24 protein-coding genes and 1 riboswitch are annotated in these 21,984 nt (G+C 63.6%); of the genes, 7 read left to right on the forward strand and 17 right to left on the reverse strand.

Features of this window, described 5'->3' with window-relative positions:
• The first annotated feature begins 45 nt into the window (after nt 1–45).
• Together JOE27_RS01005 and JOE27_RS01010 are read left to right on the forward strand one after the other, a co-directional pair.
• The gene (locus tag JOE27_RS01005; RefSeq protein ID WP_204917596.1) at nt 46–321 is read left to right on the forward strand and encodes a DUF2790 domain-containing protein; all 276 of its coding nucleotides are present in this window, start codon (nt 46–48) and stop codon (nt 319–321) included.
• Entirely contained in the window at nt 311–847 is a 537-nt protein-coding gene (locus JOE27_RS01010) for a thioredoxin family protein (protein WP_115275281.1), read from the forward strand. The genes JOE27_RS01005 and JOE27_RS01010 overlap by 11 nt, the downstream gene beginning before the upstream one ends.
• Nucleotides 848–898: 51 nt before the next feature.
• Here the strand turns inward: JOE27_RS01010 and JOE27_RS01015 are convergent, their stop codons facing one another.
• The 4 genes from JOE27_RS01015 to JOE27_RS01030 form a co-directional block, all read right to left on the reverse strand.
• Entirely contained in the window at nt 899–1,747 is an 849-nt protein-coding gene (locus tag JOE27_RS01015; protein WP_115275280.1) for a shikimate dehydrogenase, read from the reverse strand.
• Nucleotides 1,744–2,193, reverse strand: coding sequence for a type II 3-dehydroquinate dehydratase (gene aroQ / locus JOE27_RS01020; RefSeq protein WP_046787217.1), 450 nt, complete (start codon nt 2,191–2,193; stop codon nt 1,744–1,746). The genes JOE27_RS01015 and aroQ overlap by 4 nt, the downstream gene beginning before the upstream one ends.
• Before the next feature lie 186 nt (nt 2,194–2,379).
• On the reverse strand, nt 2,380–3,717 hold the full coding sequence (locus JOE27_RS01025; RefSeq protein ID WP_115275278.1) for an MFS transporter: 1,338 nt from the start codon (nt 3,715–3,717) through the stop codon (nt 2,380–2,382).
• Between the two features lie 192 nt (nt 3,718–3,909).
• Nucleotides 3,910–4,593, reverse strand: coding sequence for a FadR/GntR family transcriptional regulator (locus tag JOE27_RS01030; RefSeq protein ID WP_046787355.1), 684 nt, complete (start codon nt 4,591–4,593; stop codon nt 3,910–3,912).
• A gap of 278 nt (nt 4,594–4,871) precedes the next feature.
• On the opposite strand from JOE27_RS01030, the gene JOE27_RS01035 reads away from it, so the two are divergent.
• From JOE27_RS01035 to JOE27_RS01050, 4 genes are read left to right on the forward strand one after another with little or no spacing between them, the layout of a single operon-like run.
• Entirely contained in the window at nt 4,872–5,657 is a 786-nt protein-coding gene (locus JOE27_RS01035) for a transporter substrate-binding domain-containing protein (RefSeq protein WP_204917598.1), read from the forward strand.
• Nucleotides 5,658–5,679: 22 nt separating this feature from the next.
• A complete protein-coding gene (locus JOE27_RS01040) occupies nt 5,680–6,345 on the forward strand; it encodes an amino acid ABC transporter permease (RefSeq protein ID WP_039604080.1) in 666 nt (221 codons plus the stop codon).
• On the forward strand, nt 6,346–6,993 hold the full coding sequence (locus tag JOE27_RS01045) for an amino acid ABC transporter permease (RefSeq protein ID WP_046787213.1): 648 nt from the start codon (nt 6,346–6,348) through the stop codon (nt 6,991–6,993).
• Nucleotides 6,980–7,714, forward strand: a complete 735-nt coding sequence (locus JOE27_RS01050; RefSeq protein WP_119688663.1) for an amino acid ABC transporter ATP-binding protein — start codon at nt 6,980–6,982, stop codon at nt 7,712–7,714. The genes JOE27_RS01045 and JOE27_RS01050 overlap by 14 nt, the downstream gene beginning before the upstream one ends.
• A gap of 21 nt (nt 7,715–7,735) precedes the next feature.
• On the opposite strand, the gene JOE27_RS01055 is transcribed toward JOE27_RS01050, so the two are convergent.
• From JOE27_RS01055 to JOE27_RS01065, 3 genes are all read right to left on the reverse strand, one after another.
• Nucleotides 7,736–8,512, reverse strand: a complete 777-nt coding sequence (locus tag JOE27_RS01055; protein WP_115275276.1) for a ParA family protein — start codon at nt 8,510–8,512, stop codon at nt 7,736–7,738.
• A gap of 96 nt (nt 8,513–8,608) precedes the next feature.
• Nucleotides 8,609–10,192: a sensor domain-containing diguanylate cyclase gene (locus tag JOE27_RS01060; RefSeq protein ID WP_125923273.1), complete on the reverse strand. Its 1,584-nt coding sequence runs from the start codon at nt 10,190–10,192 to the stop codon at nt 8,609–8,611.
• Between the two features lie 86 nt (nt 10,193–10,278).
• Nucleotides 10,279–10,758 carry a hypothetical protein gene (locus JOE27_RS01065; protein ID WP_115275274.1) on the reverse strand — a complete coding sequence of 160 codons (480 nt, stop codon included), beginning with the start codon at nt 10,756–10,758 and terminating at the stop codon, nt 10,279–10,281.
• Nucleotides 10,759–10,875: 117 nt separating this feature from the next.
• On the opposite strand from JOE27_RS01065, the gene JOE27_RS01070 reads away from it, so the two are divergent.
• The gene (locus tag JOE27_RS01070) at nt 10,876–11,376 is read left to right on the forward strand and encodes a GNAT family N-acetyltransferase (RefSeq protein WP_204917603.1); all 501 of its coding nucleotides are present in this window, start codon (nt 10,876–10,878) and stop codon (nt 11,374–11,376) included.
• Nucleotides 11,377–11,462: 86 nt separating this feature from the next.
• Here JOE27_RS01070 and JOE27_RS01075 read toward each other — a convergent pair whose 3' ends face one another.
• From JOE27_RS01075 to JOE27_RS01120, 10 genes are all read right to left on the reverse strand, one after another.
• On the reverse strand, nt 11,463–12,800 hold the full coding sequence (locus JOE27_RS01075) for an OprD family porin (RefSeq protein WP_115275272.1): 1,338 nt from the start codon (nt 12,798–12,800) through the stop codon (nt 11,463–11,465).
• Nucleotides 12,797–13,231 (reverse strand): pseudoazurin, encoded by a 435-nt coding sequence (locus tag JOE27_RS01080; RefSeq protein ID WP_125923275.1) that lies wholly within the window; start codon nt 13,229–13,231, stop codon nt 12,797–12,799. The genes JOE27_RS01075 and JOE27_RS01080 overlap by 4 nt, the downstream gene beginning before the upstream one ends.
• 16 nt (nt 13,232–13,247) lie before the next feature.
• On the reverse strand, nt 13,248–14,036 hold the full coding sequence (locus tag JOE27_RS01085; protein WP_046787205.1) for an ABC transporter ATP-binding protein: 789 nt from the start codon (nt 14,034–14,036) through the stop codon (nt 13,248–13,250).
• On the reverse strand, nt 14,033–15,049 hold the full coding sequence (locus JOE27_RS01090) for an iron ABC transporter permease (RefSeq protein WP_204917605.1): 1,017 nt from the start codon (nt 15,047–15,049) through the stop codon (nt 14,033–14,035). Before JOE27_RS01090 ends, JOE27_RS01085 begins: the two co-directional genes overlap by 4 nt.
• The gene (locus JOE27_RS01095; RefSeq protein ID WP_204917607.1) at nt 15,049–16,059 is read right to left on the reverse strand and encodes an ABC transporter substrate-binding protein; all 1,011 of its coding nucleotides are present in this window, start codon (nt 16,057–16,059) and stop codon (nt 15,049–15,051) included. The genes JOE27_RS01090 and JOE27_RS01095 overlap by 1 nt, the downstream gene beginning before the upstream one ends.
• 110 nt (nt 16,060–16,169) lie before the next feature.
• A riboswitch (cobalamin riboswitch) is annotated at nt 16,170–16,368 on the reverse strand.
• A gap of 28 nt (nt 16,369–16,396) precedes the next feature.
• Nucleotides 16,397–17,563: a DUF1624 domain-containing protein gene (locus JOE27_RS01100; RefSeq protein ID WP_115275267.1), complete on the reverse strand. Its 1,167-nt coding sequence runs from the start codon at nt 17,561–17,563 to the stop codon at nt 16,397–16,399.
• A gap of 421 nt (nt 17,564–17,984) precedes the next feature.
• A complete protein-coding gene (locus tag JOE27_RS01105) occupies nt 17,985–19,133 on the reverse strand; it encodes an ABC transporter ATP-binding protein (protein WP_204917609.1) in 1,149 nt (382 codons plus the stop codon).
• A gap of 19 nt (nt 19,134–19,152) precedes the next feature.
• Nucleotides 19,153–19,962 carry an ABC transporter permease gene (locus tag JOE27_RS01110; protein WP_046787199.1) on the reverse strand — a complete coding sequence of 270 codons (810 nt, stop codon included), beginning with the start codon at nt 19,960–19,962 and terminating at the stop codon, nt 19,153–19,155.
• A 6-nt stretch (nt 19,963–19,968) separates the two neighbouring features.
• Nucleotides 19,969–20,886, reverse strand: coding sequence for an ABC transporter permease (locus JOE27_RS01115; protein ID WP_115275265.1), 918 nt, complete (start codon nt 20,884–20,886; stop codon nt 19,969–19,971).
• Complete coding sequence (locus JOE27_RS01120) at nt 20,883–21,908, reverse strand: ABC transporter substrate-binding protein (protein WP_046787197.1); 1,026 nt, start codon at nt 21,906–21,908, stop codon at nt 20,883–20,885. The genes JOE27_RS01115 and JOE27_RS01120 overlap by 4 nt, the downstream gene beginning before the upstream one ends.
• Nucleotides 21,909–21,984: the final 76 nt, after the last annotated feature.

A 21,984-nucleotide genomic window follows, 5' to 3' on the forward strand; every position in this document is an offset into this window, starting at 1 on the left:
GGGAACACAACTCCCCACCCTCAGAAGATCCACAGGAGAGATGCCATGAACATGAAAACCCTCGCCAGCGCCAGCCTGTTCGCCTTGCTCAGCCTCGGCACCCTGGCTGCCCAGGCATCCACGCAGCCGATGGAGGATGCCAGCGTCATGCAATACCGCTACGGCGACCGGCTGGATATACAGAAAGTGCTGTCGGTGAAGGATGATCAAAGCGATGCCTGTGGCCTGGTCAACACCCGTATGGATTACATCAACTCCCAAGGCCAGCGCCAGAGTGTGCAGTACCGCACCTATGCCACGAGCGGTTGCCATGACAACTGAGCGCCGCTCGTTGTTGAAAGTGGGCGGCGTCGCCTTGGCGCTCTTGGGCCTGGGCCTTGCCGGCCACCTGGCAGCCCGCGACAGTTACGGCGCGATGCCATCGCTGTCCGGGGCCAGTGAGTGGATCAACTCGCCAGCGCTGGATACCAAGGGGCTAAAGGGCAAGGTAGTGCTGGTGGACTTCTGGACGTGGGACTGCATCAACTGCCAGCGCAGCCTGCCGCACGTCAACGACTGGGCCCGGCGGTACGCCGATCAGGGGCTGGTGGTGGTGGGCGTGCACACGCCGGAGTACGACTACGAGCATGATGTCAGCCAGTTGAAACGCAAGGTGGCCAGCCTGGGGATCGCTTACCCGGTGGCGGCGGACAACGATTATCGGGTGTGGAATGCCTGGGGTAATCAGTTCTGGCCTGCGCATTACTTTGTCGATCGCCAGGGCCAAGTGCGGCATGTGCACTTTGGTGAAGGTGACTACGACGGGCAGGAGAAGGTGATAAAGGCGTTGCTGGATGAAAAAGGCTGAGGTGTTTACCGTTCCTTTCGCGAGTAAACCCGCGAAAGGAACGGCACGGGCTCAACCGAAGCTGGCGAAATGTGCCTGCATGCGCTCGGCATTGGCCTGGCGGCCACTGAACAGTTCGAACGCTTTCACCGCCTGGAACACAGCCATGTTGCTGCCATCCAGGGTCCGGCAGCCCAGTGCCCGTGCGGCGCGCAGCAGCTCGGTTTCCAGCGGGAAATAGATGATCTCCGCCACCCACAGCCGGGCATGCAGCAGCTCGACCGGCAGCGGTGTGCCCGGCAGTTTGGCCATGCCGACCGGCGTGGTGTTGACCAGCCCGTCCGCTTCGGCAATCTCAGCCGCGAGGTCCGTGCCCACAATGGCTCTGCCTGCGCCGAAATGGCCGTTGAGGTTGTCGACCAGCGCCTGGGCACGCGCTGCATCGACTTCGAACAGCACCAGCCGCTCGACCCCTTCGCCCAGTAATGCATGGGCCACTGCCGAGCCAGCACCGCCGGCACCCATCTGCACCACCTGCCGGCGCGCGACGTCGGGCAGGCCGCGGCGCAAGCCCTCGGCGAAGCCCAGGCAGTCGGTGTTATGGCCTACACGCTTGCCGTCCTTGAGGACCACGGTGTTGACCGCACCGATACCCCTGGCCTCATCGGACAGCTCGTCGAGCAGCGGCAGGATCGCCTGCTTGAACGGGTAGGTGATATTGAGCCCGGTGAAGCCTGTGTGCTGGGCCGCTTCGAGCAATTGCGCCAAGGCGCTGTCTTCCAGTTGCAACTGGTCGGCGTCTATCAGGCGGTAGAGGTAGCGCAAGTCCTGCGCATCGCCTTCATGTTCATGCAGGGCAGGGGTGCGCGACAGTTGAATACCACGGCCGATCAGGCCGGCAAGGATGGCCGGCTGAGTCATGCTGCCTGCTCCTGGAGCATTTCGGCGAAGTGCGCCAGAGCCATGCGGTAGCCGTGGCTGCCCAGGCCGCAGATCACACCCACCGCGATCGACGAGACGAACGACAGGTGGCGGAACGGCTCGCGCTTGTGCACGTTGGAGAGGTGCACTTCGATCACTGGCACCTCGCTGGCGACCAGCGCGTCGCGGATGGCCACCGAGGTGTGGGTCCAGGCACCGGGGTTGATCACGATACCGGCGCAGCGACCACGGGCAGCGTGGATCCAGTCGATCAGGTCGCCTTCGTGGTTGGTCTGGCGGAATTCGATATCCAGGCCGTGGGCCTGCGCGGTGTCTGCGCAGCTCTGAGCCAGGTCAGCAAGGGTTTCACGGCCGTACTGCGCAGGCTCGCGGGTACCCAGCATGTTCAAGTTGGGGCCGTTGAGCACGAGGATAAGGGGCTTCATGGCGGGCATCACTTTGTTGTTGTTGAATGCCCGTATGTTTGTACCACCTGGTTAGTTTCGTCAATTGGGTTAGGTGTCGCATCGTGGAAAGTGGGCGATTATCGGACCCGGAGTATCGCGTTCTCAACGCGGGTATGCCCTTTGAAGCGCCTTTTGTTGCGAAAGGGCTGCAATGCAGCCCCACTCTCAAACGGTGCTGGCGGCCGCGCGACCCACTTCATCCCCGGCTGTTTCTTCATGCAACGATATTCGCGAGGTTTCTGGCAGCGCCAGCCCACCCACCAGCGCCACCAGCGCGATGACCACCAGGTAGAACGCTGGCGCCAGGCTGCTGCCGGTCTGTCCGATCAGCCAGGTCGCCACCAGCGGTGCGGTGCCGCCAAACAGCGTATAGGCCACGTTGTAGGTAATCGCCGATGCGGTGTAGCGCGTACGGGTCGGGAAACTCTCCGAGAGCAACGCGGCGGTCACCACACCACTGCAAAGTGCGCCTACCGCCAACAGGATGACCCCCACCAGCGCAGCCGTCACCGACCCGGAACTTGCCAGCCAATAAGCCGGGAATACACAGACCATTACCCACAGGCAGGTGAAACCAATGGTCTTGCGCCGCCCGACCCGGTCCGAGAACGCGCCGGCCAGCGGACAACCGATGGCGGCGAACACCAGCGCTACCGTTGTCACCAACAGCGACTGGGCGCGTGTCAGGTTGCCGACCATTTGCAGGTAGGTGGCGAAGTAGGTAGTGAACATGTAGAACGACAACGCTGTAAGCGAGATGAAGGCACCCAGATTGCGGATGGCCCGGCCGTGGTTACGCAACGTGTCCTTGAGCGGCGAATGCTCATGGGTCTTGCCTTGAGCGATGGCCTCGCGAAATGCCGGGGTTTCCTCCATGCGCCAGCGCAGGTAAAGGCCCACCAGGCCCAGCGGCGCCGCCACCAGGAACGGTATGCGCCAGCCCCAGGCCGCCATCGCTTCGGCCGACAGGCTTGCCTCAAGGCCGTAGGCGATCACCGCCGCACAGGCGAAGGCAGAGAAGGTCGACACGGGCACGAAGCTGCCATAGAAGGCCCGCTTGTTTTGCGGTGCGTGCTCCATCAGGTACGCACAGGCACCTGCATACTCACCGCCTGCGGAGAACCCCTGCAGGCAGCGCGCAAGGGTCAGTAGCGCGGGGGCGGCAAGGCCGATGCTGGCGTAGGTCGGCAGCAGGCCGATCAGTGTGGTGGAGCCGGCCATCAGCAGGATGGTCAGTGACAGGATGCGTTTGCGTCCCAGCCGGTCACCCAGCGCCCCGAACACGATCCCGCCCAGTGGCCGCAAGGCGAAGGCCACGGCGAAAACGGCAAAGGTCTTCAGCAAGGCCACGCTGGCATCGCCGCTGGCGAAGAACTGGCTGGCGATGATCGTTGCGAGAAAGCCGTAGACGGCAAAGTCGAACCATTCGACGAAGTTGCCGATGGCCGAGGCGGCGATGACCCGGCGCAGAGTGGCGGGGGATACCTCGTGAGATGCGGACATAGAGAAACGCTCCGGTTTCAAAGGCAGCCTGGCGGATTAGCGAAGCGGTCTGGCCGCTTCGTCGTTGTTGTTGCAGGCAGTAAACCGGCGCGGTAGCGAGGGCGCTTCTTCGAGGGCGACGCCCAGATATCTGTTTTGACCGCGTGCGCCCATTCGTGGCCAAGCCGCGGTCAGCCCGGCAATGAGTGGGTGTTATACCGAAAACACCACCCCGGTACGCGAAGCCGCGTTGCGAATATGCTCCTGCATCGCCTTCTGCGCCGCCGCCTGTGAACGGCGAGCCAGGGCGCGCAGGATCTTGCGGTGCTCCTGCCAGGTTTCCATCGCCCGTTCCGGGCGGATAAAGGGCAGCTTCTGGCTTTCCAGGAATATCTCCTGGCTGGCGGTGATCACCTGCAGCATGGCGTGGTTGCCGCAGGCTTGCAGCAACTGCTGGTGAAAGGCGAAATCCAGCCGTGCGGCGGCTTCGAAGCGGCCCGCGCGCAACTCCTGATGCATCGCCTCTACATTGACTTCCAGGCGATCGATGTCGTCCGCAGTCAGTGCCAGTGCCGCCTGCCCGGCAGCGAAACCTTCCAAGGCGTAACGCAGCTGGAAGGTGTCGCTTGCAGAGACCTGTTCGGCATACGGCCAGGCAAATGCCGAAGGCGCTGGCGCCTGCACGAACACACCCTTGCCCGGCTGCACGCTCACCAACCCCAGAGCGCTGAGGGAGGACAGTGCTTCTCGCAGAGAGGCCCTGCTGACCCCCAACTGCTCGGCAAGGTCGCGCTGCGAGGGCAGGGCATCGCCGGGCTGATAGCCGCCGTCTTCGATCAATTTGCGGATGCCTTGCAGGGCCTGTTCGGGGACGGCGCGGGGTAGGGTGTCGAGCATGCTGTTCAGACCGGTCGGAGGGCGATGACCTTGGCTTTTTACGGCCATTGTCAGGCGCTTGCAAGCATTGCTCCGCGCTGATGCAGGCAAATGCGGCCTTGCACAAAAGCGGGGCGTGACGGCGGCGGGGTAAGCGGGCAGGCAAGCAACTGTTCAGACCAGTAAGACCGTTCAGCTCAGGGCTTGCGCACGTCAAGCCGGTGCCAGCACGGACGTTGGCATGGCCCGTGCACTGGCCAGCCAGCACTCTTTTCCCTGGTTACCTGCGAGGCCACACCATGAAGACATTCCGCACCTTGTTCCTGGCCAGCCTGTTCTGCAGCAGCGCCCTTGTGCTGCCAACCGCCCAGGCTGATGCCCTGGCCGACATCAGCGCCCGTGGCGTGCTCAAGGTGGCAGTGCCCCAGGACTTCCCGCCTTTCGGCGCGGTCGGGCCAGACCTCAAACCCCGTGGCCTGGACATCGACACTGCACAACTGCTGGCAGACAAGCTGGGTGTGAAGCTGGCCCTGACCCCGGTAAACAGCACCAACCGCATACCGTTCCTCACCACAGGCAAGGTCGACCTGGTGATTTCCAGCCTCGGCAAGAACCCGGAGCGTGCGGCAGTGATCGATTTCTCCCGGCCCTATGCGCCGTTCTACCTGGCCGTATTCGGCCCGGCCGAGGTGGACATCGCGGGCATCGACGCCGTCGCTGGCAAGACCATCAGCGTCACCCGTGGCTCGATCGAGGACATGGAACTGAGCGCCGTAGCGCCAAAGGGGGCGGTGATCAAGCGCTTTGAAGACAACAACTCGACCATCGCCGCCTACCTCTCTGGCCAGGTCGAACTGATCGCCAGCGGTAGCGTGGTAATGGCCGCCATTGCCCAGAAGAACCCGGCCAAGGTGCCGGTGGTCAAGGTCAAGCTCAAGGACTCGCCGGTTTATGTGGGCCTGGCCAAGAACGAGCCGGCGCTGCTGGACAAAGTCAATGCCACGCTCGAAGCCGCCAAGGCCGACGGCAGCCTCAACCGCAATGCCGAAAAATGGCTGAAGCAGCCGCTGCCGGCCGACCTCTGAGCTGTACCCGGAGTTTGCCACCATGGCCTATGAATTCGACTTCGCCCCCGTGCTGGCCCAGGCCCCCCTGTTGCTCAAGGGCGCCTGGTTCACCCTGCAGCTGACGGTGGTCGGCACCTTGCTGGGCGTGGCCATCGGCGTGCTCGGCGCGGGGGTTCGCGCCTGGCGTGTGCGCCCCTTCGACATGCTGTTTGGCCTGTACGTGGAACTGATCCGTAACACGCCCTTCATCGTCCAGCTGTTCTTCATCTTCTTCGGCCTGCCGGCGCTGGGCATTCGCCTGACCGAGTGGCAGGCGGCGGTGCTGGCGATGGTGATCAACCTGGGTGCCTACTCCACCGAGATCATCAGGGCGGGCATCCAGGCCATTCCCAAAGGCCAGCTGGAAGCGGCAGCAGCCTTGGCCATGAGCCGCTTCGAGGCGTTTCGCCATGTGGTGTTGCAGCCTGCCCTGGCCAAGGTATGGCCGGCACTGACGAGCCAGATCGTGATCGTCATGCTCGGCTCGGCGGTGTGTTCGCAAATCGCCACCGAGGAGCTGTCGTTCGCCGCCAACTTCATCCAGTCGCGCAATTTCCGTGCATTTGAAACCTACCTGCTGACCACCGTGCTGTACCTGATCATGGCCATCGCCTTGCGCCAGTTGCTGGCATGGGTTGGGCAACGTCTGCTGATGGGGAGACGCTGAATGGACTTCACCTTCTGGGACATCCTGCGCAACCTGCTGATCGGCCTGCAGTGGACCTTGCTGTTGTCGCTGGTGGCCTTCTTCTTCGGTGGCCTGGCAGGGCTGCTGGTGCTGGTCGCACGCATTTCTCAATGGCCGTGGCTGCGTGGCCTGGCGCGGGGCTACATCGAGCTGTTTCAGGGCACGCCATTGCTGATGCAACTGTTCATGGTGTTTTTCGGCATTGCCTTGTTCGGCCTGGATGTGTCTGCCTGGATGGCGGCTGCCATCGCCCTGACCCTGTTCACCAGTGCGTTTCTCGCAGAGATCTGGCGCGGCTGCGTTGAGTCCATTCCAAACGGCCAGTGGGAAGCGTCCGGCAGCCTGGCGCTGAGCCGCATGGAGCAGCTGCGCCACGTGATCCTGCCACAGGCGTTGCGCATTGCCGTGGCACCGACCGTGGGCTTTTCGGTGCAGGTGGTCAAAGGCACGGCGGTCACCTCGATCATCGGTTTCACCGAGTTGACCAAGACCGGCGGCATGCTGGCCAACGCCACCTTCGAGCCGTTCATGGTCTACGGCCTGGTTGCGCTGGGCTATTTCATCCTCTGTTACCCGCTCTCGCTGAGCGCCCGTTATCTGGAAAGGAGGCTGCATGCCCCTGCTTAGAGTGTCCGCGCTGCACAAATACTACGGCGACAACCATGTACTCAAAGGCGTTGACCTGAGCATCGAAGAGGGCGAGGTGGTAGCGATCATCGGCCGCAGCGGTTCGGGCAAAAGTACCTTGTTGCGCACGCTCAACGGCCTTGAGTCGATCAGCGATGGCGTGATCGAAGTGGACGGTGAATACCTCGATGCCGGCCGCGCCGACTTGCGCGCGCTGCGCCAGAAAGTGGGCATGGTGTTCCAGCAGTTCAACCTGTTCCCACACCTGAGCGTGGGCGAGAACGTGATGCTCGCGCCGCAGGTGGTGAAGAAGGCCAGCAAGGCCCAGGCGCGCCAGCTGGCTGAGCAGATGCTGGCGCGGGTGGGCCTGGCGGAAAAGTTCGATGCCTACCCCGACCGGCTTTCCGGAGGCCAGCAACAGCGGGTGGCGATCGCGAGGGCGCTGGCCATGTCGCCCAAGGTGCTGCTGTGCGACGAGATCACCTCGGCGCTCGACCCCGAACTGGTCAACGAGGTGTTGGGCGTGGTGCGCCAGCTGGCCAGCGAAGGCATGACCCTGATCATGGTCACCCATGAGATGCGCTTTGCCCGCGAAGTGGGCGATAAACTGGTGTTCATGCACCATGGCAAGGTGCATGAAGTGGGTAACCCGCGTGAAGTGTTCGCTGCACCGAAAACGCCCGAGCTGGCCAATTTCATAGGCTCAGTGGTATCGGCCTGAGCCTGCATCATTGAGTGCAGCTCAGGCGGCCCGCTCCAGCACATCGAGCAGGTCGACGAACTCCATCGCCAGTTTGTGCCGCGGCGCCAGGTGTACCAGCGGTACCGACGCCAGGTGCGACTCTCGCATCTTGATCGAGCTGCTCAAGTACACCGGCAGCACGGGCATGCCCTCGCTGCGCAGTTGGTCAACCAAGGTCTTGTGCAACGCGGTGCGGCCGGCGAACTGGTTGACCACGACGCCTTCCACTTGCAGCGCCGGGTTGTGGTCCAGGCGCAGCTCCTCGACCTCGGCCATGACACTGTGCAGCGCCTGGCGCGAGAAGCTGTCGCAGTCGAACGGGATCAACAGGCGCTCAGCCGCAACCAAGGCGCTGAAGGTATAGAAGTTGAGCGCAGGGGGGGTGTCGATGTAGATCCGTTCGTAGTCCTCGCCCAGCTCCAGCAACAGCTTGCGCAGCTTGTTGATCTTGAACTTGCTCTCAAGCTTGCTCTGCAAGTCGCTGAGGTCGGGGCTGGCGGTCACCATGTGCAGGTTGCGGTAGCGGGTTTCGGTGATGGCCACCCGGTGCTTCTTGCCAGCAGCGGTGACGGGCGACAGCGTCTGGCGAAAAAAGTCGGCGATGCCGGCGGGGATGGCGTCGTTGGTGAGGCCAGTGAGGTAGTAGGTGGCGTTGGCCTGTGGGTCGAGGTCCACCAGCAACGTGCGATAACCCTCCGCGGCACTGGCGGCGGCAAGGTTGCAGGCGATGCTTGACTTGCCCACGCCACCTTTCTGATTGAAAACCACACGACGCATTAGACGCTCATCCATGAAGAAGGGAAATGTCAGGTTGGGGTCAATCCTATGACCAATACACGACAGTTTTATGACAATACTTGTTACATCTTTCCTTCAGTGCCCGCCAGCTTCGCTGCACACCTGATTTCGCCCTCCGCGCTTGGCCCGGTACAACGCGCTATCCGCCTGGCTGAGCGCTGCACCCGGCTCGCGATCCTGCTCGGCGTGCCAGTGCGCCACCCCCAGTGAGATGGTCACAGCGCCGACCGGTTCTATCGCGGTGTCCTGCACCATCACGCGCAGTCGCTGCGCCACCGTTGTCGCGACTACCAGGCCGGCCCCCGGCAGCAGCATCAGGAACTCCTCCCCACCGGTCCGGCACAGCAGGTCACCTTCACGGCAACAGCCGCGCATGATTGCGGCCAGGCGCTGTAGTACCTGGTCCCCGACATCATGCCCATGCCCATCGTTGATCCGTTTGAAGTGGTCGATATCCAGCACGATGACCGAAAACGCGCGGCCTTCGGCCTCCAGCAGCGACAGCTTGAACTCCAGGCTGCGGCGGTTGCCCAGGCCGGTCAGCGGATCGGTCTGGGCATCGCGGTTGAGCCGGCCGATGCGCTCTTGCAAGAGGTTCAGGCCGAACAGCATGGCCCGCTTTAGTTCCGCAGCCTCGAAGTACCAGGCATGTACCCTGTGCAGCCGTTCGGCGTTGCCGGTGCGGTCCATGGTGCGGGCGCCGGCGGCCAGTTGCCAAAGTGGCCTGGCGATGGTCAACGCCAGCCACCACAGCAGCAGGCTGCCCACCAGTGCCAGGGGGGCCGAGATGCCCATGACAGTGAGAATCAGATGACTCAACGGCGCCACCGTTTGCGCCAGCGGTTGTTGCGCCACCACGCCCCAACCGGTACTGGGCACTGTGGCGAAGCCCGCCAGCATGGCTACCCCTTGGCTATTGATGACCTGCCGCGTGCCGTGCTGCAGTTCGGTCAGCTGGTCGATCAGGGTATTGCCTTCGACCACGCTGCCTACCCGTTCGGCATTGGGGTGATAGAGCAGGCGGCGGTTGCGATCGACCACATAGAGGTAGGAGCCGTCCTTGTAGAAATGCTCGCCCAGCAGGCTGTTGAGTATGTTGCGTTCGCGCAGGTACAGGCTGCCGCCGACATAGCCCAGGTAGCGGCCGTTGGCATCGAAGATCGGCTGCGACAGCGCCACCACCAGGTTGTTGGCCGCCGACAGGTAGGGCGTCGACACCAGGGGCCGGCGCTCGCGCAATGCCTCTTCAGTACCGGGCGTCTGTACCTTGCGGCCAAGGTAATGGCGCAGCGCAGCGGGTGAAATCGCCCTCACGATACCTTCGGCATCGACCACGAAGGTGGAGTTGAAGGCCATGCTCTGGCGCAGCAACCGTGTGGTTTCTGCTTCCAGCGCAGCGCCGTCGGCCAGTTGCCGCCCCTGCACACTGGCGCTGAATGACAGCTGTTGCAAGGCAGTGGCGATGAAGGTTTCGGTGATTGCCGCCAGCTTCGCCGCATATACCCGGTTGGCCTCCAGGGCGTTATCGATCAGCAACTGGCGCTGCACCCGGTAGCTGGCGAAGTAGCTGGCACAGAGCATCACCAGGGCTGTGAGTGTGCAAAGGCTGAGGATCAGCGTGCGCAAGTCCAGGCGCAGTCCATGCTTGGCGTGTGGCAATCCAGACCTCACTGACGCAAAAGAAATAACCTTACTCGTTATGGGCTTGCACCGCTACGGGAGGGATGTGGGGCTGTCGCAATCGTTCAGGAACCGGCGTTTTCCAATGCGTCCAGCTCGTCCTGCACCCGTTGCAGGCGCTGCGCTGCGAGTGCCTGGGCCTTTTCATCGCGTGCTGTCTCGCGCATCAGCCGGGTAAGTTTCGCGCTCAGTTGCTGGCCGTCCTCGGTCTGCTCCAAGGCCTTGGCCTTTGCCGGGTCCCGAGTCACCTCGACGATAGTGGCGAACTCGGCGTCGCTGAAGTTCTTTTCGCTGTAGAGCTTGAACAGGTCCTGGCGCTGATCCTCGACCGTGAGGTGCTTGCGCAGCACGCTGCGGATTGTTTCTTCGTCGAGTTGCGGGTGGCTGCGGGTCAGCAGCAACGCCATGCGGTCGATGTTGTGCTCATAGGCCTCCTGCAAGGGCAGGCTGGCCACGATCTGCTCTTCTCGAGTCGGTTTCTGGTCGCAGGCGGTGAGGGCAGCGGCGAACAGCAGGGGCAGCAACAACTTGCAGAGGCGGGGCATGGGCTGGCCTTGGGCGCGTTTCAGGCCGGGGATTATAGCGAGGTCGGGCCGACCATGCATTGCGCCGTCCGATGCTGTAGGGTAGAAACCCGTTCCCCAGGCCATCGCTTCAACCCCATGCCCGACTGGACCTTGCAATCACCCGGCCGTGACGCCATCGATGAAGTCGTTGCCTTCGTCGACAGTGCCCGACGCGAGCTGTTCCCCATGCTCGCCCATTCGCCTTTGCCCAAAGACCTGGCCCATTTCGAGGCGACTTACCTGGATGGCGGCGGGCACTTTCTGGAAGCCCGTGATCGTGGCACGTTGATCGCAGTCATTGGCTACCTGCCCTATGACCATCGCTTCCACCAGCTCGACTACCACGGCAAACGCGTCGTCGAAATCGTGCGCCTGTTCGTGCTCCCCGAATACCGGCGCAACGGCCTGGCCGCGGCATTGTTCCAGGCCTTGCGTGAGCACGCCGTCGAGGCAGGCGTTGAGTGTCTGTACCTGCACACCCATCCGTTTCTGGCAGGGGCGATCCGGTTCTGGGAGCGGCAGGGCTTCACGGTGATCAACGTAGAGGATGACCCGGTGTGGCGGACTACGCACATGGAGCAGTACCAGGTCATTTAGGAACTTTCCTGCTTTGCAGTGACGAGGGTGGATACCCGCAACGCCAAGGGCCTCATCAAACCGGCGCACAAGGAGGATGAAACCACTCAGAGCCCGCCCGACAACGGCCACTCCACGGCCAGGCGGATCTGGTTGCCGTCCAGTTCCGCCTGCGCCGTATCCCCGCGGTGCACATTGTGCCTCAGTGAAAACGCCGTGCCCTTGGCCTTGCCACTCTGTACCACATACCGCGCCTCAAGGTCCCTCTCCCAGTGTTTGCCACCCTTGCCATAGCCCAGGTACGCATACCCGCCGTTGGGGTCCACGTGCGTGCCATCGATATCGAACCCGCGCACATACAGCGCCGTCAGGTTCAACCCCGGCACCCCATAAGCGCCCATGTTCAGGTCATAGCGCGCTTGCCAGGACTTTTCGTTGGGTGCGTTGAAGTCAGACATCTGCACGGCGTTGGCAATATAGATTGCACCGCGGGTCACGTAGTCGAACGGCGTGTTGCCATCCACCTGCTGCCAGCCCAGGCTGAAAGCATGGGGGCCTTGGCTATAGCGCGAGACCAGGCTCCAGGTGGTGTTGTCGATGCGCCCGGACAGCGCTTTGCCGGTGTCGGTGGTGCGGTACAGGTTGAGGTCCAGGCTCAGGCTGCGCCGGTCATCCAGTGCATGGGTGAGGGTGCTGCCCAGGTAGTGCTGGTTCCAGGTGTCTTCATAGCGGGAGGTGTACAGGCTGGCGCTCAAGGCAGCGCTGGGGTTCCACACCGCACCGGCGAGGTCGAAGCTGTTGCCCTGGCGGGCGTTGGAGTAGTTCACCACGAAGCCCTGGTCATGGCTTGAAGCATTGCGGTCGGTGCTTTCGTTGAAGTGCCCGGCAACCAGCTTGACCTTGTCGATTTCATTGCTGGTGAGGAAAAAACCGGTGGCGGTTTCGGGTAGCAAACGGCTGTCGGAAGAGCTGAATACCGGCGTTTTCACTCGCTGCTCACCATAGGAAAGCACTGTGTCGGACAGGCGAAGCTTCAGAGCGGCACCGCCGCGGCTGTATTCGTTTTTAGGGTGGCCATCGTTGTCCACACCGAGTAGGCGAGCCTTGCCGGTTCGACCTCCACCGCTGTCGAGTTGTACGCCAAGGTAGGCATGGGCATCGACGCCAACACCGATCAGGCCCTGGGTAAAACCGGACTGGAATGTACCCATCAAACCGTAGGCCCATTCCTCGGCCAGGCCATTGCGTTCACTGCGCGGTTTGTAGGCATTGCGGGCGGCACTGTTGCGCCCGCCATGCTTGTAGTCACGCTGGTCGTAGACCGTGCGGTTGAGGATGCTCCAGCTGCTGTCTTCGACCAAGCCGTTACTCTGCGACTGTGCGGATTCCGCCAGCGCCAAGGGCGCCAGGCCCAGCAGCGGCAGGGCCAGAAGCAAACGGTTCATTGGCCGGCCTCCAACTGCTGCAGTTGGGCTGCCAGGCGCGCACGTGCCCGCGCAGGCAAAGCCGCTGGCAACTCGGCCAAGCCGGTATCACCCACCTGGATCAGCATCACCATGCCCATGGCCAGGTGTGGGATGCACTGGATGCCGTACACCCCAGGCACCGTAAAGGTCTGCTCGAAGGGCTGGTTCAGCTTGCTCTTGAAAGCCTCGGCGCCTACCGGCAGCAACCTGGGCAGGCTGGCCGCGTTGTGGCCGCTCTGGGTCGGCACGAAACGTACCGTATCACCCGGTGCGATACGCAGGTGGTCGGGCTCGTAGACCATGGCACCGGCCGCGCCGCGGGTGAGCATCTTCACTTCGTGCACGTCGGCCAGCGCAGCGTGAGGTAGCAGAGCGTTGGCGAGCAGCAGGACGGTAGTGCGCAACAGCATGCGGGAGCTTCCTGGTTCAGGGGGCGCGAAAGCGCAGGATGCGCGCGCCGTCGAAGGGGTCGGTGAGGTAGTGGGCATGTACGCCGAAGGTGCTCAGCAAACGCTCGGGGGTCAGTACCTCCAGCGGCTTGCCGAGGGCCACCAGACGGCCGTGTTCGAGCACCGCCACGCGGTCGCAGGTCAGCGCCTGGTTCAGGTCGTGCAGGGCCACCAGGGTGGTTACCGGCAGCGCCTGTACCTGTTGCAATAGGCTCAGCTGGTGCTGGATGTCGAGGTGGTTGGTCGGCTCATCGAGCAGCAATACCTGCGGGCGCTGGGCAAGAGCGCGGGCAATGTGTACGCGCTGGCGTTCGCCACCGGACAGCGAGCTCCAGATGCGCGTGCGCAGGTGCGAGGCATCGAGGTCGGCCAGGGCCTGCTCGACGACCGCGCGATCCTCCTGGGAAAACGGCGCCAGGGCGGACAACCAAGGGGTACGCCCTAGCGCCACGGCGTCGAACACGCTGATGGCGTCGAGGGTGTCGGCCTGTTGCTCAACCAGCGCCAGGGCCTGGGCGATGCGCCGGCGCGGCAGGCGCGCAAGCGGCTCGCCGAGCAATTGCACACTGCCGCTATGCGGCGTGCGCAGCCCGGCCAGCAGTTTGAGCAGGGACGATTTGCCGGAGCCATTCGGGCCGACGATGCCGAGGGTTTCACCCGTGGCGACCGTCAGGTTGATATCGCGCAGCACGGGGTTGCCCGACAGTTGCAAACCCAAGCCCTGGCAGGCGAGCGGGGCGACCTTTGGGGGTGTCATGGCCGTCATGCGCGCCCCCTGCGGCTGACCAGGATCAACGCAAACACAGGTGCGCCGATCAGCGCTGTGACGACGCCCACTGGAATCACCTGGCCGGGGATCAGCGTGCGTGAAAGCATGTCCGCAGCGATCAGGAACAGCGCACCGCCCAGGGCGCTGGCCGGCAGCAGGCGGCTGTGGCCTGGGCCGAGCAACAGGCGCAGGGCATGCGGGATGACCAGCCCGACAAAACCGATGGCGCCGACGATGGACACCATCACTGCCGTCACCAGCGCCGCGCAACTGATCAGCAGCAACTGGCTGCGCCGCACTGCAATGCCCAGCGACGCCGCCGAATCGGTACCGAAGGTGAAAGCGTCCAGTGTGCGCCGGTGCCACAGGCACACCACCAGCCCGAACAGCGCCACCGGCAGCGCCAGCCATACTGACGGCCAGCGCACGCCACTGAGGTTGCCCAGCAGCCAGAACAGGATGCCGCGAGCCTGTTCGGCCGTGGCCGATTTGGTGATCAGAAACGCCGTCAGGGCGTTGAACAGTTGCGAGCCGGCAATCCCTGCCAGGATCACTTGGGCGTTGTTGCTGCTCGGGCCGGCTGCGCGGGCCAGCACCAGGACCAGGGCGAAGGCCGCGACGGCGCCGACAAAGGCGCCGCCCGACATGCTCAGGGCAACACTGCCCAGGCCCAGCAGGCCTACCAGCACGGCGCCGGTCGAAGCCCCGGCCGACAGGCCCAGCAAATAGGGTTCGGCCAGCGGGTTGCGCAGCAGCGCCTGCAGGATCACCCCACAGGTCGCCAGCCCTGCGCCACAGGCTGCGGCGACCAGCGTGCGGGTCAGGCGGTAGTTCCAGACGATACCGGCGTCGATCGGGTCGACCGGGTAACCGGCCTGCCACAGGTGGTTGGCCAGTACCTGGTACACCACGCTGGGTGACACGGTGGTCTCGCCAATGGCGGTGCCGGCAAGCAGCGCGCCGAGCAGGGCAACCAGGGCCAGGGCGCAGCAGGGCAGCTTACGGTTCATCACGGCGCCGCTTTACCGCTGGCGAAGGCTGCCGACAGGGTCTGCAGGCCCCGGAACAGGCGGATACCGGCCTGCATGGCATCGGCGTCGAGGATGATGATGCGGTTGTTCTTCACGGCATCCATGTGCTGGGTTACCGGGTCGCTGCGCAGGAATTCGAGCTTCTTCTGGTAGTCGTCGGCCGGAAAGCGGCGGCGATCCATGCGGGCGATGATCAGCCACGTAGGGTTGGCCTTGGCGATGGTTTCCCAGCCCACCGTGGGCCACTCTTCGGTGGACTCGACCACGTTGCGTACACCCAGGGTGCGCAGCATGAAGTCCGCCACGCCCTGGCGGCCCGCAACGTAGGGGTCGATGTCGAGGTCGGCGCTGGAGAACCAGAACAGTGCCGAAGTCTGGCTCAGGTCTTTGCCGGCCAGTTGTTGCCTGGCGCTGTCCAGGCGCGCCTTGAGGTCGCTGTTCAGTGCCGCGCCGCGGTCCTGGACGTCGAAGATTTCCGCCAGCTGGCTGACGCTCTTGTAGATGGTCTGGACCTGAAACGCCTGTAGTCGCGTGCCATCGGCCCCCACCAGGTTGTCCTTGCCTTCGCAGTCTGAGGGCAGCAGATAGGTGGGGACCTTCAGTTCGTTGAACTGCTCACGGGTCGCGACCACGCCCTGGGCGCCGACCATCCACTCGAACTGCACCGCCACCAACTCTGGTCGCTTGCCCACCACTGCTTCGAAGCTCGGGTCGTTGTCGGCCAGGCGCGGCACCTTGTCGTTCTGCGCCTTGTATTCGGGCAAGACGTTGTTGAACCACAGCGATGTGCCGGCCAGTTTGTCGCCCAACCCCAGCGCGTAGAGGATTTCGGTGCCGGCCTGGCCGATGGTGACTGCGCGCTCGGGGGCGTGGGTGAAGGTCTGCGGCATGCCGCAGTTGTCCACGGTCAGCGGGTAGTGCGTGGCGGCGGCCTGAGCCGCGCCGGTTAGGCTCAAGCCGGCGAGCAGGGTGGCGAAACGGGACAGCATGCGGGGCGATCTCCTATCGGACAGTTCACGGAAGGAACGCACGGACAGGCATCGCCGCGCCCCTGCAGGCGACAGGGGCAACTCTGATGGCCAATCCCGGACACCCCGCCGGTTGGTGAATGTAAGCCGGCAGGTCTCCTGACTGGTGCGTCATCACCCGGCTCCGGCCTTCCCGGATCGGCTGATCCAGTGGCATCGATGGAGCGGGCTCGGCACCTACAGTTGCGGGGGCAGTTCCGTTTGGCGCGCCTGGGCGGCCTGGGATTCCCTATTATTTCCGTGGTGGAAACCGGCGGCCCGCATGGTAGACCATCAGGCAGCCGGTGAAAACGCTAAATCAGAAGTACTTGAGCCAGGTGATGTCGCGTCGGCGCGCCTTTAGCCTGGCGAACCAGCGCACCGGCAGGTACAGCGCCATGGCCAGCAGCACAGCACCCAGCCACACCGCGCCAATGCCGTCAAAACCGAAGTAGTCGCCGTGATTGCGGCCGAACAGGGCGACGCTGGCCAGGTACATCAGTTTCAACACGTACAGGTGCAGCAGATAGAAGAACATCGGTGCCGCGCCAAACACCGCCAGGGCACCGATCCAGCGGGCTTGCCCTGCGCGCTCAAAGGCGCGCAGCAACAGCAGGCCGCAGCCCAGGGTCAGGGCCAGGAACAACAACGAAGGCGGGTATTTGGTGATGTTGAAGAAACTCATCACGGTCTGGGTAAGCGTCGGGTAGCCGCTCCACGGCGCTTCGCCGTAGCCATTGAGCATGCGCAGCGCCATGAAGCCGAGCAGGGCGATGACCCCTGCCAGCAGCAGGCGGTACTGACGCTGGCCGGCATCGCTGCCACGGGCGAACCAAGGGCCCAGGCCATAGCCCAAGGCAATGACGCCGATCCACGGCAGTACCGGGTAGGAGGTGCGCAGGCGCAGGCTTTCAGAGAGCTCCAGCCAGCCACGGTCATGCAGGATCGCCCACGGCACATGCATCGCCGACTCAGCGCCAAAGTGCAGGCTGTCGAGCAGGTTGTGCCCGGCGATGATCACTGCGCCCAGCACAACCAGCGCCGGGCGCGGCAGCCATACCAGCAGCGACAGGGCGATCATGCTGACGCCGATTGCCCAGATCACCTGCAGGTAGATGACACTGGGCGGCAGCTGGAAGGTCCAGGCGAAATTCACCAGGGTGAACTCCAGCACCACCAGGAACAGGCCGCGCTTGAACAGGAACGCCGAGACATCGCTGCGGCCCTGATACTTCTCGCCGTACAGCCACGCTGACAGGCCAGTGAGCAGTACGAACACTGGTGCACATAGGTGGGCCAGGGTGCGGCTGAAGAACAGGGACGGGTCGGTGGCGTCGATGCTCATCGGGTCGCTGACCTGGCGGTGCAGGAAAAATGTCTCGCGGACGTGGTCGAGCAGCATGAACAGGATCACCAGGCCGCGCAGGGCATCGATGCTCTGCAGGCGCTGGGTGAGCTGGGTGGGGGTGGCGGCGGCACTTGTCATGGAGGGGTCGCAGGCAGGAATGGATGTCAAATGAAACGTTATCTTATAACTATTTCATTTGTGCCGGGTAGTGGTTTTTGCAGTGGCGGTTCAGCCGTCATCGCCGGCAAGCCAGCTCCTACTGGGTTTGCGCTGAGCTCGAGAGCAGCGGGGTCCCTGTGTGGCCGGCTTGCCGGCGATGAGGCCAATACAGTCAGCTCAAATCAGAAGCTGTAAGCCACCGTCGCCAAGTGCGACTGCGGCACGCAGTCGCCTCCAGGTACAAACACCACGGGCTTGAGAGGGCAGCGCCGGACTTGTCGTGGCCCCCGACGCACCGGCTCCCGTTTCACCCCGCGCGCGGCGGCGCAGGATGCCTGAAACTGGCGCGCGTATGACTATTGGGCGGGATGCGCGTCAACCATTTACCTGCTGCTGCTGCTCAGTGCGCGCCGGCCGACTTGCTCAGGTCGCTTTGCGCCCATTCGGTGTAGATGCAGGCATCTGCAACCGCCCAGCGGACCTTCACGGTGTCTCCGGGCTGCATGGACATACCCGCAGCCGACAGTGCTTTCACGGTCAGTTCAGTACCGCCCGGGGTCATTACATGGCAGGTCTGGCTTTCGCCGAGGAACAGCACTTCGCCAACCTTGGCAAGCACTTCGTTCCAGCCCGCTGGCAACGGCTCGCGTGCAGCCTGGTCGGTGGTGAGTGCCAGGGCCTTTTCCGGGCGTACCATGATCAGCGCATCTTGGCCCGCCGCCAGGCCAGGCGTCAGGCGGATCGCCACTGGCTGGCCTTCGAAACTGCCGGCACCGTTGCTGCTGGCCGTGATGCGCAGGAAGTTGGAGTTGCCCAGGAACGAGGCGACAAAGGCGTTGGGCGGGTTCTGGTAGAGGTCATAGCCGGTGCCCAGGCCGACGATCTTGCCGTGGCTGAAGATGGCGATGCGCTGGGACAGGCGCATGGCTTCTTCCTGGTCGTGGGTGACGTAGACGATGGTGATGCCCAGCCGGCGGTGCAACTGGCGCAGTTCATCCTGCAGGTCTTCGCGCAGTTTCTTGTCCAGCGCGCCGAGTGGCTCGTCCATCAGCAGGATGCGTGGTTCGTACACCAGGGCGCGGGCAATCGCCACACGCTGTTGCTGGCCGCCCGACATCTGCGAGGGTTTGCGATGGGCGAACGCCTCCAGTTGTACCAGCTTGAGCATGGCGTCGACCCGCTTCTTGGTTTCTGCCGCGCCGAGCTTGCGGATGGCCAAGGGGAAGGCGATGTTGTCACGCACATTCAGGTGCGGGAACAGCGAGTAACGCTGGAACACCATGCCGATGTCGCGCTTGTGCGGTGGCACATTCACCAGCGACTGCCCCTCGACCAGAATCTCGCCGCTGCTGGGCGTCTCGAACCCGGCCAGCATCGACAGGGTGGTGGACTTGCCCGAGCCGCTGGAGCCGAGGAAGGTGAGAAACTCGCCGTCCTGGATTTCCAGGTCGAGATCATCCACGGCGGTGAAGTCACCGTAATGCTTGTTCAGGCCGCGCAGGCTGACCAGGGTCTTGTTGTGCGCGTTGTCTTTGATCACTGCACTCATTGTTGTTTTCTCCGGGCGCTCAGGCGTTCGTTTCGGTGCGCCGGCGCAAGGCGGCGGCAATGACCATGACCATCAGCGACAGGCCGATCAGCAGCGTCGAGGCGACGGCGATCACCGGGCTCAGGTCCTGGCGCAGGGTGGTCCACATCTTCACGGGCAAGGTTTGCAGGTCGGGGCTGGCCATCATCACGCTCAGTACCACCTCGTCCCACGAAACCAGGAAGGCAAACAGGCCGCCGGCGATCATCCCCGGGCGAATGGCCGGGAAGGTCACCTTGAAGATCGCTTGCAGGCGTGAGGCGCCGCAGATCACCGCGGCATCCTCGATCGACTGGTCGAACAGCTTGAGCGAGTTGATGATCGAAATGATGGTGAAGGGCAGGGCGACGATCACGTGGCTGACCACGAAGGCGAACAGCGTGCCGGTATAGCCGAGCTTCAGAAACAGTGCATACACCGCCACGGCAATGATCACCAGCGGCACGATCATCGGCATGGTGAACAGCCCATAGAGCATTTCGCGGCCGGGGAAGCGGCCACGCACCAGGGCGAATGCGGTAGGCAGGCCCAGCAGCACGGCGGCGATGGTGGTCAGCACGGCGACCTTGAAGCTGGCCAGGGCGGCGTCCATCCACTCCGGGTTGGCGAAGAACTGCGCATACCACTTGAAGGTCCAGCCTGGTGGCGGGAAGACCAGCCACTGCGATGAGCCGAACGACAGCAGGATGATGAACACTACCGGCAGCAGCAGGAAGGCCGCAATCACGCCGGTGGTCAGGTACAGGCCCGTGCGCAGCGGGCGCCCCATGGCATTGGGAGACAGAAGCATGGCGGTTTACCTCGCGTTGCCGACCGGTGATTCCGGTTGCAGCTTCAGGTACAGGTAGAAGAGCACCAGGGTGATGACCACCAGCAGTGCGGCGGCAGCGCTGGCCAGGCCCCAGTTAAGGAACGATTGCACCTGCTGGATGATGAATTCGGGCAGCATCATGTTTTGCGCGCCACCAAGCAGGGCCGGGGTGACGTAGTAGCCCAGCGACATGACGAACACCATCAGCGCACCGGAGAACAGCCCCGAGCGGCACAGTGGCAGGAACACCTTCCAGAAGTTGGTCCAGGGGCTTGCGCCGCAGATGGAGCCGGCCTGCAGGACCATCGGGTCGATGGCGTGCATGGTCGCCTGCAGCGGCAGCACGATGAACGGGATCATGATGTAGCTCATGCCGATCACCACGCCGGTCAGGTTGTGCACCATTTCCAGCGGGGCATCGATGATGCCCAGCGCCATCAACGCCTTGTTGATCACCCCCGAACCCTGCAGCAGCACCAGCCACGAATAGGTACGCGCCAGCAGGCTGGTCCACATCGACAACAGCACGATGTTCAGCAACCAGCGGCCCCAGCCGTTGGGCACCAGGGTGATTGCCCAGGCCAGCGGGAAGCCCAGCAACACGCTGATCAGGGTGACGACGCCGGCCACCGAAAAGGTGTTGAACAGTACCCGCGCATACGCCGAGTTGGCGAACAGCTGCTCGTAGTTGCCCAGCCCCGGCACCGGCTCCAACACGCCGCGCAGCAACAGGCCGATCAGCGGGGCGAAGAAGAACAGGCCAAGGAACAGCAGGGCGGGCAACAGGTTGCGGCTGCCCTTCCAGCGCTGGCCGAGGCTCATGCGGCGTGGGGCCGTCCCCGGAGCGCCGGTGCCCGTGGGGGCACCTTGCGCGTTTTGCAGGGCATTGATGGCGACTTTCATTTCACCAACCACTCATTCCAGCGCGCGGCGATGGCCTGGCCGTTCTTGGCCCAGTAGGCGAAGTCCAGGGTGACCTGGTCCTGGGCGTAGGCGGTCGGCAGGTTCTGCGCGAGGTCTTTGTCGAGTTTGGCCACGCTGTCCAGGTTCACCGGCGCGTAGGCGGTCTTGTTGGCGAACTCGGCCTGGCCTTCGGCGCTGCTGGCCTGGGCCAGGAACTTCATGGCCGCGTCCTTGTTCTTGGCGCCCTTGGGGATGACCAGGAAATCGGCCATGACCAGGTTCTGCTTCCAGCTCACGCCCACCGGCGCTCCATCTTGCTGCAGGGCGTAGACGCGGCCGTTCCAGAACTGGCCGAGCGAGGCTTCACCGGAGGCCAGCAGCTGCTGCGACTGGGCACCACCGCCCCACCAGACGATGTCTTTCTTGATGGTGTCGAGTTTCTTGAAGGCGCGGTCCAGGTCCAGCGGGTAGAGCTTGTCGGCTGGCACGCCGTCGGCCAGCAGGGCCAGTTCCAGTACGCCGGGGCTCGGCCACTTGTACAGGGCGCGTTTGCCGGGGTAGGTCTTGGTGTCGAACAGCGCGGTCCAGTCCACCGGCTTGTTGGCGCCGAGCTTGCCTTCGTTGTAGCCGAGCACGAACGAGAAGAAGAACGAACCGACGCCATGGTCGGAGACGAAGCGTGGGTCGATCTTGTCGCGCGCGATGGTGTTGAAATCGAGGGGTTCGAGCAGGCCTTCGCTGGCGGCCCGCAGGGCAAAGTCGGCTTCCACGTCGACCACGTCCCACTGCACGTTGCCGCTCTCGACCATGGCCTTGAGCTTGCCGTAGTCGGTCGGGCCGTCCTGCACCACTTTGATGTTGGTCGATTTGCTGAAAGGTACGGCCCATGCTTCTTTCTGGGCGTCCTGGGTGGTACCGCCCCAGCTGACGAAGTTGAGGCTGTCGGCGGCCTGGGTGGCCTGACATGCCAGGGTCAGCAGGCTGGCGGACAGCACTGCGGTTACACGTTTGCTCAACAGCATGGTTACGCCCTCGTTGCTTTTTGTTATTCGAGGCGGGCTGGTAGTGCGCCCGCCAACAGTATTCGGGGAGCAGCTA

Origin of the sequence: Pseudomonas sp. M5, assembly GCF_016907075.1 — a bacterium.
GTDB classification, from domain to species: domain Bacteria; phylum Pseudomonadota; class Gammaproteobacteria; order Pseudomonadales; family Pseudomonadaceae; genus Aquipseudomonas; species Aquipseudomonas putida_E.

Bases quoted from the DNA above. Each gene is read 5' to 3' on its own strand.
- JOE27_RS01080 (WP_125923275.1), bottom strand. From the start codon at position 13,231: ATGCTGTTGCGCACTACCGTCCTGCTGCTCGCCAACGCTCTGCTACCT.
- JOE27_RS01050 (WP_119688663.1), top strand. From the start codon at position 6,980: ATGCCCCTGCTTAGAGTGTCCGCGCTGCACAAATACTACGGCGACAAC.
- JOE27_RS01095 (WP_204917607.1), bottom strand. From the start codon at position 16,059: ATGCTGTCCCGTTTCGCCACCCTGCTCGCCGGCTTGAGCCTAACCGGC.
- JOE27_RS01035 (WP_204917598.1), top strand. From the start codon at position 4,872: ATGAAGACATTCCGCACCTTGTTCCTGGCCAGCCTGTTCTGCAGCAGC.
- JOE27_RS01110 (WP_046787199.1), bottom strand. From the start codon at position 19,962: ATGCTTCTGTCTCCCAATGCCATGGGGCGCCCGCTGCGCACGGGCCTG.
- JOE27_RS01120 (WP_046787197.1), bottom strand. From the start codon at position 21,908: ATGCTGTTGAGCAAACGTGTAACCGCAGTGCTGTCCGCCAGCCTGCTG.
- JOE27_RS01010 (WP_115275281.1), top strand. From the start codon at position 311: ATGACAACTGAGCGCCGCTCGTTGTTGAAAGTGGGCGGCGTCGCCTTG.
- JOE27_RS01090 (WP_204917605.1), bottom strand. From the start codon at position 15,049: ATGAACCGTAAGCTGCCCTGCTGCGCCCTGGCCCTGGTTGCCCTGCTC.
- JOE27_RS01065 (WP_115275274.1), bottom strand. From the start codon at position 10,758: ATGCCCCGCCTCTGCAAGTTGTTGCTGCCCCTGCTGTTCGCCGCTGCC.
- JOE27_RS01115 (WP_115275265.1), bottom strand. From the start codon at position 20,886: ATGAAAGTCGCCATCAATGCCCTGCAAAACGCGCAAGGTGCCCCCACG.
- JOE27_RS01015 (WP_115275280.1), bottom strand. From the start codon at position 1,747: ATGACTCAGCCGGCCATCCTTGCCGGCCTGATCGGCCGTGGTATTCAA.
- JOE27_RS01070 (WP_204917603.1), top strand. From the start codon at position 10,876: ATGCCCGACTGGACCTTGCAATCACCCGGCCGTGACGCCATCGATGAA.
- JOE27_RS01040 (WP_039604080.1), top strand. From the start codon at position 5,680: ATGGCCTATGAATTCGACTTCGCCCCCGTGCTGGCCCAGGCCCCCCTG.
- JOE27_RS01085 (WP_046787205.1), bottom strand. From the start codon at position 14,036: ATGACGGCCATGACACCCCCAAAGGTCGCCCCGCTCGCCTGCCAGGGC.
- JOE27_RS01025 (WP_115275278.1), bottom strand. From the start codon at position 3,717: ATGTCCGCATCTCACGAGGTATCCCCCGCCACTCTGCGCCGGGTCATC.
- JOE27_RS01030 (WP_046787355.1), bottom strand. From the start codon at position 4,593: ATGCTCGACACCCTACCCCGCGCCGTCCCCGAACAGGCCCTGCAAGGC.
- JOE27_RS01005 (WP_204917596.1), top strand. From the start codon at position 46: ATGAACATGAAAACCCTCGCCAGCGCCAGCCTGTTCGCCTTGCTCAGC.
- JOE27_RS01100 (WP_115275267.1), bottom strand. From the start codon at position 17,563: ATGACAAGTGCCGCCGCCACCCCCACCCAGCTCACCCAGCGCCTGCAG.
- aroQ (WP_046787217.1), bottom strand. From the start codon at position 2,193: ATGAAGCCCCTTATCCTCGTGCTCAACGGCCCCAACTTGAACATGCTG.
- JOE27_RS01075 (WP_115275272.1), bottom strand. From the start codon at position 12,800: ATGAACCGTTTGCTTCTGGCCCTGCCGCTGCTGGGCCTGGCGCCCTTG.
- JOE27_RS01105 (WP_204917609.1), bottom strand. From the start codon at position 19,133: ATGAGTGCAGTGATCAAAGACAACGCGCACAACAAGACCCTGGTCAGC.
- JOE27_RS01045 (WP_046787213.1), top strand. From the start codon at position 6,346: ATGGACTTCACCTTCTGGGACATCCTGCGCAACCTGCTGATCGGCCTG.
- JOE27_RS01055 (WP_115275276.1), bottom strand. From the start codon at position 8,512: ATGCGTCGTGTGGTTTTCAATCAGAAAGGTGGCGTGGGCAAGTCAAGC.